We start from the raw sequence: 7,900 nt of genomic DNA, 5'->3' as shown, positions 1-7,900 counted from the left end.
CAAGAACTGGCTCTCGCTGGTTATTCCATAGTCCTTCATCGCTTTTTTGAGGTATTTGACCATGATGTCTGTTCCTACATCTAACTTTGCTTCTGCAAAAAATGCATTATCTTGCCTATCATACATGCATACACTGTTTGTATCCTTATGGACATCTATTCCAACATAAATTACACTATCTATCATTAGTGATCTCCTTTATTGCATGTGCTAATGCGTCATGCTTTTTTTAATTAATTTATTTTCCCAAGTATCTCGCAGAATTCACGAATTTGCAATTTTTATATGGGAGGTCACTTCATATTGTCTAATACACTATAGAATGTGTATTTCTAGGCAGATCTATTATAGGTCTGCTTTTTCCTTTTTTTTAGTTTTCAACACAGCTAATTTCAATAATTATTAGCATTTACTTACTTTTACACATAAAAACTTTTAGTTGTTGAAAACCTGTTGAAAACTCGGTAAAAATTGGTAGTTGTTGAAAACTTTTTAGGGTTTTCAACAATTAAAAAATTATATAATTTTTAGATATTTTTTATTATGTGTAATCCTATATAATTATTTATAAAATAAGAAGTTAACAATATTTTATATATTGTATTAATAACAACAAAAAGTAGTTATCAACAACGTTTTCAACAACCTTTTTTAACTCATTGTGGAAAACTTGTTGAAAACTTGTGGAAAACTTATATCTAGTACCTATGTAGTGTTAATAAATTAATGACATTAGAAGCTATCTATATATGACATTAATATTAAAATTTACTGTTTTTTAATATCTGCACCAATATTAATTAACTTATCTAGAAGAGATTCATAACCTCTCTCTATTTGATCAATTCTACTAATTGCACACTTACCTTCTGTTGCTAATGCAGCAATTACCATAGCCATACCAGCTCTTACATCAGGACTTATTAAATCACAAGGACGTAATCTACTCTTTCCATTTACAACAGCTCTATGAGGATCACAAAGAATAATATCTGCCCCCATCCTAATTAGATAATCTACAAAATATAATCTTGATTCAAACATTTTCTCATGAATTAATAGAGTTCCATTCATTTGTGTTGCTGTTACTGTCATTATCGATAAAAGGTCTGCAGGAAATCCTGGCCAAGGTGCATCGTCTAGTTTATTTGTAACACCAGAATAGGTCTTTGAAATAACTTTACTTTGCTTACTTGGTATATAAACACTATCTTTATATATTTCAAACTTGATACCTAGTTTATTAAACCCTAATTCTAGAGGCCTTAAAAATGGTGTATCAACTCTTTTTAATAAGAGTTCACTTCCTGTTGCAGCTGCAAGTCCAATAAATGATCCTGTTTCCATGTAATCACTAGAGATAATGTGATCTGCACCATGTAATTTTTCTTTACCTTTTATTCTAAGGAAGTTTGATCCAATACCTTCTATTTCACTTCCCATCATATTCAATAAATTACATAAATTTTGAATATGAGGTTCACAAGCTGCATTATAGATAGTGCTTTCACCCAAAGCTAATGTAGCTGCCATAATTACATTTTCTGTTGCTGTTACAGATGCTTCATCTAAAAATATATCAGCCCCTACAAGCCTCTTAGGAGGCGTTAATATTAAATAACCTCTATCATCTATATTACAATCAACACCTAATGCTGAGAGACCTAGAAAGTGGGTATCAAGGCGTCTTAAGCCAATAACATCTCCACCAGGAGGAGGTATTATTACCTTCTCTCCTCTTGCAAGTAGTGGACCGGAAAAAAGTATTGATCCTCTTACACTATCAACTAAAGCTGGATCAAGTCCATCAAAATGAACATGAGACTTTATTTCTACTGTGTTTTTATCTACTCTTTTTATTTCTGAGCCAAGTTCTTGAGAAAGCTTAAGCATTACAGAAACATCCAAAATATCTGGAATATTTCTCAGTGTAATTTTCTCATCACTTAATAGCGTTGCAGCAATACATGGTAGTGCTGCGTTCTTATTTCCACTAATAAGAACTTCTCCTTTTAAAGTTTTTCCTCCATTAATAACATACTGACTCATATACAAAGTTTAGCATGTATCTTAACCTTTTGCATTGTTAATACATTAATACTGTTTTATACTTTTCTCATGAGCAAAATATATGGAATTGGAAATCCTTTAATAGATATTCTTTCAAATATCACTAATGATGATCTTAATGCGTTATCACTATATAAAGGTACAATGCATTTAATTGATAAACAAAGACACAAAGAACTCCTTGATTACTTAAAAACAAAAAAGCTTGTATATTCTCCTGGTGGTTCTTGTCCTAACACTATGGTTACACTTTGTTCTTTAGGTATCCCTACTACATTAGCAGGTGGTGTTGGAAAAGATGAGTTAGCTGATGTTTATAGATCAAAATTAAAAGAAATAGGAGTTAAAGATGATTTAATTTCCTATGATGAACCAACTGGTACATCAATCATTATGTTAACAGATGATAAAGAAAGAACAATGAATACTTTCTTGGGAGCTAATAAATGTTTTGATGCTCCAAATGTTAACTTTGATAGCTTAAAGGATGCCGAAATATTCTATTTTACAGGTTATATGTGGGATACAGAACCTCAAAAGAGAGCTATTAGAAAAGTACTTGCATATTGTAAGGAAAATAATATAAAGGTTGCTTTCGATATTGCTGATCCATTTGCTGTAGGAAGATATCGTGCAGATTTCTTAGATTTAATTACAAATTATTGTGATATTGTTTTTGCAAATAGTGAAGAAGCAAGATATTTATTTGATAACTATGATGCTTATGAATGCTGTAAGAGCATGGGAAAACTAACAAATATTGCAATTGTAAAAAATGGAAAAAAAGGTTCTTTTGTTTCAGATAATAGAGTAATAACTAAAATCGATGTACAAGGTGCTTCAACACCAGTTGATACAACAGGAGCAGGAGATACGTATGCTGCTGGTTTTTTATACGGTATTGAAAAGGGATGTTCTAGTGAAACATCTGGTAAGATAGCATCTTTCCTTGCAGGTGAAATAATAAGCCAAATTGGTGCTCAATTTACAAAAGAAAAGAGTGAAGAACTTAGAAAATATATAGAAAAAACTTATCTTTAATTAAGTACATTTTCAGGTTTGCCCGAGGTTTAACACTTCGGGCTCTTTAATAATCAAAATACAATTAATAGTCTAAACAAGCAAAATAAAATAGTAAGTGAAATAATTGATACTACACTTCCTATTAAGCTAATAATAAAAGAATCTAAATATGTTTTTCTATCTTCACTACTTTTTACTAACCCAATTATTGATAGTAGCAGTGATATTGGTGAAAGAAAGATAGTTATTGCTGTTACAATACCTATTATTGAGCAAATTAAAGGATATCTCTTTTTCATAATTTACCTCTTAAATTACCAAAATAGCAAAGAAGAATGAAAATATTGCTAATAAAGCAATTGATGATAAGCAAACTGCTATAATACCACAAATAAAACCAATCTTAGCATCATTATCATATAATCTATGTTGGTTTCCTTTAATAATTGCAATAATACCTAGAATAAAACCTATAAGGCGAGAAAAAGTTATTGTAAATACAATAGCAAGAATACCCATAATTAGTGGTAATGTTCCTTCATCACCTTTTCTTTTATTATCAGGATCATTTGAATAATACTCTGCCATAATATTTCTCCTATAGTGATAAATATAGCTTTATTTATAATAATGACAATAAAAAAAAGAGAGTACTTGAAATAATACAAATACTCTCCATAAATTGATTAATTTAAATTACCAATTCTTAGCTGCAATTTCGAAATAAGCCTGAGGATGTGAACAAACTGGACATACCTCTGGAGCCTTCTTACCGATTACAATGTGACCACAGTTAGAACACTGCCAAACCATATCATTATCCTTAGAGAAAACAAGACCATTTTCTACATTGCTAAGAAGTTCAAGATATCTCTTCTCATGTTCAGCTTCAATTTTTGCAACACCTCTAAACATTGCTGCAATCTTTGTAAAACCTTCTTCATCTGCTTCTTTAGCGAAGGTAGCATACATATCTGTCCACTCGTAGTTTTCACCAGCTGCTGCTTCTCTTAAATTCTCTGCAGTTGAAGGAATTTCACCATTTTCCTGTAAAAGCTTAAACCAAAGTTTAGCATGCTCTTTTTCATTGTTTGCAGTTTCTTCAAAAATCTTTGAAATCTGAACATAACCTTCTTTTTTAGCCTTAGAAGCAAAGTAAGTATACTTATTTCTTGCCTGGCTTTCACCTGCAAATGCTGCCTGTAAGTTTTTTTCTGTCTTACTACCTTTTAATTCCATTTTATTACTCCTTCTCCTTACTTAAGCAATCTTGACAGATACCTGTAAGAATCAATTGACTTTTTTCTGATAGAAATTCTTTACCCACAATATGACCTTTGATAGATAAATCTTCATCAAGCTCAAAATCATATAGTTTTTTGCATATTCGACAAAAAGCATGATGATGATTATCTGTTCTAACATCAAATCTATCTGGTTCATTACCAGGCATTTCTACCTTACTAATTTCATTTAAATCAGTAAGCAAATTTAAATTTCTATATACTGTTCCTTTACTGATATTAGGATTATTTGTTCTTACATGAGCATAAACTTCTTCTGCAGATGGATGATTACATAGCGCTTTAACGCTATGTAAAACTTCTTCTCTCTGCTTTGTATTTCTAAGTTCTTTCATAATAATCCTTATCAATAATAATTACTAATTAATATAGTAGGTAAACAAATAGTTGTCAACTTAAAAAAAATTAATGCCGACCTATTAAGATCGGCACATTGGTTAATCATTCTTTACAGGAATAATTCTTACTTGTTTATAAAGGCCTTCACCTTCACTCTTAGTTTCAACACCATTAAAATCATTAAGAGCAGTATGAATTAATCTTCTCTCAAATGGATTCATAGGTTCTAATAACTTACTCTTACCAGTTTTTCTTACATATTCAGCACTCTTGAAAGCATTTCTAACAATGTATTCTTCATGCCTCATTCTATAATCTTCGCTATCAACAATTATTTTATAATCTTCATCAAGCTTTGCAGCATAAACATTTGTAATAAGCTGAATAGCATCAAGATTTTTACCTTTTCTACCAATAAGTATTGAAGAATTAGGGCTTTCAATATTAAAACCTAATTTATAATCCTTTCGAAAGTTAATATTAACCTTACATTCATATCCCATCTTTGAAATGAGAGTTTCTATGAATTTTAAAATCTTTTCTTCATTTTCACTCTCACTTGAAAGAACTTCACCAATAAAAGGTTCTTCAACTACTGGTTCAGGGATATGAACCCTAATTTTTACACTTCCTTTCTTAAAGAATGTTTTTTTATGTGAATCAATGATTTCTACATCGAAATCATCTCTTTCAAGACCTAACTCCTGAATAGCCATATCAATGGCTTCTTGTTCTGTCTTTCCTTCAAATTCTCTTGTCATTATATATTCCTTTTACTTTCTCTTTTTACTTTTGAATTTAAGGTTTTTACTCTCTTCCTTAGCTTTTATTTCTTCTTCAAATTGTTTCTTTTTCTTTGAATTTACATAAACCTGCTGGATGATAGAAATAGCATTAGTAACAGTCCAGTAAACAAGAAGACCAGATGGTGCATTATATAGCATGAAGAAGAAAATTAATGGCATACCGTATGTCATGAATTTCATCATTCCTGCTTGAGAAGCATCTGTTGTACCTGTCTGAGTAATCTTCATTGAGAATATCATTGAAACAGTATAAATGATTGGAAGAAGGTGGATTTGATTACCAATTAAAGGAAGATTAAATCCAAGAGTAAATACTGTATCAGGAATAGATAGATCAGGAATCCAACCAGGGATAAACATAGCACCACGAAGCTCAAAATGGTTATTTAACAAGCCATAAAGTGCAATAAATACTGGGAACTGGATAAACATAGGAAGACATGAACCCATTGGGTTAATACCTTCTTCCTTATACAATTTTGCCATTGCTGCATTTAAAGCATTTGGATCATCTGCATATTTTGTTTTGAGTTCTTCAAGTTTTGGATTTAAAGCAGACATCTTAGCTGTAGACTCCATACCTTTTTTACTAATTGGCTGGAGCATAAGCTTAATTAGAAGTGTGAGAATAATGATAGCAACACCATAGTTTGGAATAAATCTATAAATAAGTGTTAATACCCATTTAAGTATTGTTTCAAGCCATCCAAGCCATGTTGATGAATCCATTACCTTTGCAAGATGGAGGTTTGTGATATCAAATGTATTATCATTTGCAATATCATACATATTGAGGTATTTAGTTAGTTTTGGTCCACAATAGAAGCTATATACATCTGTTACAGATGAAGAATTAACTCCATTTCTTGTTAAATAGAAAGAATTTTGCTGTTTTTCTGCTGTACTCTGAGTGAATTTAACAGTGTAATCTACACCACTTGTAGGAATACCAATAATAGTAAAATACTTACCTGCAAGAGCTGCCCAAGAAATACTATCATTTACAGTAGCAACACCATTTTTGAAGCTTACATTCTTTTTACTATTCTTATCACTAAGCTTATAATACATTCTTCTGTAGTCATAATTACCATTTAAACTCTCAAATTCAGGACCAACTTGAGGTTCTACACCTAAGGTATAAACAGTAAATGGTAATGCATTTCCATCAAGTGAATTTAATGTAATTGCTATTTGGAATAAGTATTCTTCTGACTTTGCTAAAGCATATTTCTTTACAATTTCATATTCTCTGCCATTTTGTTCAAATACTTGTGAGAAATTAACTAAAATAAGGTCTCCACGTTCTTCAATGCTGTGAGAAAATGCTTCAGTAATAGGTTTTGAGGTATCATTTGATTGATACATTAAGAATGCATTACCTTTTGTTGAATCCTTTAAAAGTATTTCAACTGGCTCTTTTGAAGCATCTAAATGCTTCTTCATTTTAATGCTACTTACAGATGCACCATATGGATCAAAAGTAACTGACATAGCATCTGTTTCAACTACAAAAGGGGAAGTATCTGTAACTTGATTTTTAGAAACAACAGGTTGAGTAATAATATCTGTTACACTTTCAACTTCTATTGTTTCTTCTGTTTCTGTAGTTGTAACCATAGTATTTTCCATTGGGAAAAATACAGTCTGAACAGTCATTCCAACTGTGATAACAATTACAGATAGTATGATTGCAATAATAGTATTCCTATCCATTATATCTCCTTTGATGATGGCCCGTAGAATAATAGGAAAGATAGGAATATGAACTCTGCAAGATGAGGAAAAGGAACAATTCTCAATTAATTCTGTCTAAAAGGTCATAAAATTTAGACTCAAGCAAAGAATAACTGAGAACCTTTCCTGGATATACTACTAAGGCGATATCATGACTTTTAGTGTTTAAAGAAGCATCTTTCATTACTCTTTTTGGATACAGTCTAAATAATTCTTTACACCTTCGCCTTAATTTATTTCTTTCCACTGCATTGCCATAATGCTTTGCAGGAATGATTATGAAGCGATCGAAATTATAGTCGTTCTCTAAAAAGGCTAATCGCATTCCCTTACAAGAAAGATTTTTTCCTTGCTTGAAAATGCGATCTATATCCTGCTTCTTACGAATTATCTCTATCTTAGAAAGGCTTCTTCTCATCAGAAACTGTTAAGTTATGTCTGCCCTTAGCTCTACGACGAGCAAGAACTAAACGACCACCTTTAGTAGCCATGCGTGCACGGAAACCAAAAGTTCTATTTCTCTTTACTTTACTTGGCTGATAGGTTCTTTTTCCTTTGTAACTCATGAATTTACTCCAATATTTTTCGCATAAAAGCGCAGATTTTATAACTCACAGACAA

The 7,900-nt window shown here is 31.2% G+C and carries 10 protein-coding genes and 1 pseudogene; 1 reads left to right on the top strand and 10 read right to left on the bottom strand.

Annotated elements, in window-relative coordinates; all coding sequences use genetic code 11:
• Together SOY52_RS04845 and murA are read right to left on the bottom strand one after the other, a co-directional pair.
• Positions 1 to 186 (bottom strand): annotated as a pseudogene (locus tag SOY52_RS04845) (hypothetical protein); the annotation flags it as partial.
• 582 nt (positions 187 to 768) lie between these two features.
• On the bottom strand, positions 769 to 2,049 hold the full coding sequence (gene murA, locus SOY52_RS04840) for a UDP-N-acetylglucosamine 1-carboxyvinyltransferase (RefSeq protein WP_320847850.1): 1,281 nt from the start codon (positions 2,047 to 2,049) through the stop codon (positions 769 to 771).
• 69 nt (positions 2,050 to 2,118) lie between these two features.
• On the opposite strand from murA, the gene SOY52_RS04835 reads away from it, so the two are divergent.
• Entirely contained in the window at positions 2,119 to 3,111 is a 993-nt protein-coding gene (locus SOY52_RS04835; protein WP_320847849.1) for an adenosine kinase, read from the top strand.
• A 53-nt stretch (positions 3,112 to 3,164) separates the two neighbouring features.
• Here SOY52_RS04835 and SOY52_RS04830 read toward each other — a convergent pair whose 3' ends face one another.
• The 8 genes from SOY52_RS04830 to rpmH form a co-directional block, all read right to left on the bottom strand.
• A complete protein-coding gene (locus SOY52_RS04830; protein ID WP_320847848.1) occupies positions 3,165 to 3,392 on the bottom strand; it encodes a hypothetical protein in 228 nt (75 codons plus the stop codon).
• A gap of 10 nt (positions 3,393 to 3,402) precedes the next feature.
• On the bottom strand, positions 3,403 to 3,681 hold the full coding sequence (locus SOY52_RS04825; protein ID WP_320847847.1) for a hypothetical protein: 279 nt from the start codon (positions 3,679 to 3,681) through the stop codon (positions 3,403 to 3,405).
• 108 nt (positions 3,682 to 3,789) lie between these two features.
• Entirely contained in the window at positions 3,790 to 4,332 is a 543-nt protein-coding gene (gene rbr, locus SOY52_RS04820) for a rubrerythrin (RefSeq protein WP_320847846.1), read from the bottom strand.
• Positions 4,333 to 4,336: 4 nt separating this feature from the next.
• The gene (locus SOY52_RS04815) at positions 4,337 to 4,732 is read right to left on the bottom strand and encodes a transcriptional repressor (protein ID WP_320847845.1); all 396 of its coding nucleotides are present in this window, start codon (positions 4,730 to 4,732) and stop codon (positions 4,337 to 4,339) included.
• A gap of 102 nt (positions 4,733 to 4,834) precedes the next feature.
• Positions 4,835 to 5,497 carry an RNA-binding cell elongation regulator Jag/EloR gene (jag, locus tag SOY52_RS04810; protein WP_320847844.1) on the bottom strand — a complete coding sequence of 221 codons (663 nt, stop codon included), beginning with the start codon at positions 5,495 to 5,497 and terminating at the stop codon, positions 4,835 to 4,837.
• A gap of 12 nt (positions 5,498 to 5,509) precedes the next feature.
• Positions 5,510 to 7,258, bottom strand: a complete 1,749-nt coding sequence (gene yidC / locus SOY52_RS04805) for a membrane protein insertase YidC (RefSeq protein ID WP_320847843.1) — start codon at positions 7,256 to 7,258, stop codon at positions 5,510 to 5,512.
• A gap of 82 nt (positions 7,259 to 7,340) precedes the next feature.
• On the bottom strand, positions 7,341 to 7,697 hold the full coding sequence (gene rnpA, locus SOY52_RS04800; protein WP_320847842.1) for a ribonuclease P protein component: 357 nt from the start codon (positions 7,695 to 7,697) through the stop codon (positions 7,341 to 7,343).
• Positions 7,678 to 7,845, bottom strand: coding sequence for a 50S ribosomal protein L34 (gene rpmH / locus SOY52_RS04795; protein ID WP_320847841.1), 168 nt, complete (start codon positions 7,843 to 7,845; stop codon positions 7,678 to 7,680). The genes rnpA and rpmH overlap by 20 nt, the downstream gene beginning before the upstream one ends.
• Between the last annotated feature and the right edge of the window lie 55 nt (positions 7,846 to 7,900).

Origin of the sequence: Bullifex sp., from assembly GCF_034103065.1 — a bacterium.
GTDB lineage: Bacteria > Spirochaetota > Spirochaetia > Sphaerochaetales > Sphaerochaetaceae > Bullifex.
Note: the sequence above shows the minus strand (reverse complement) of the source record. Positions and strands in the feature narration are given on the sequence as shown.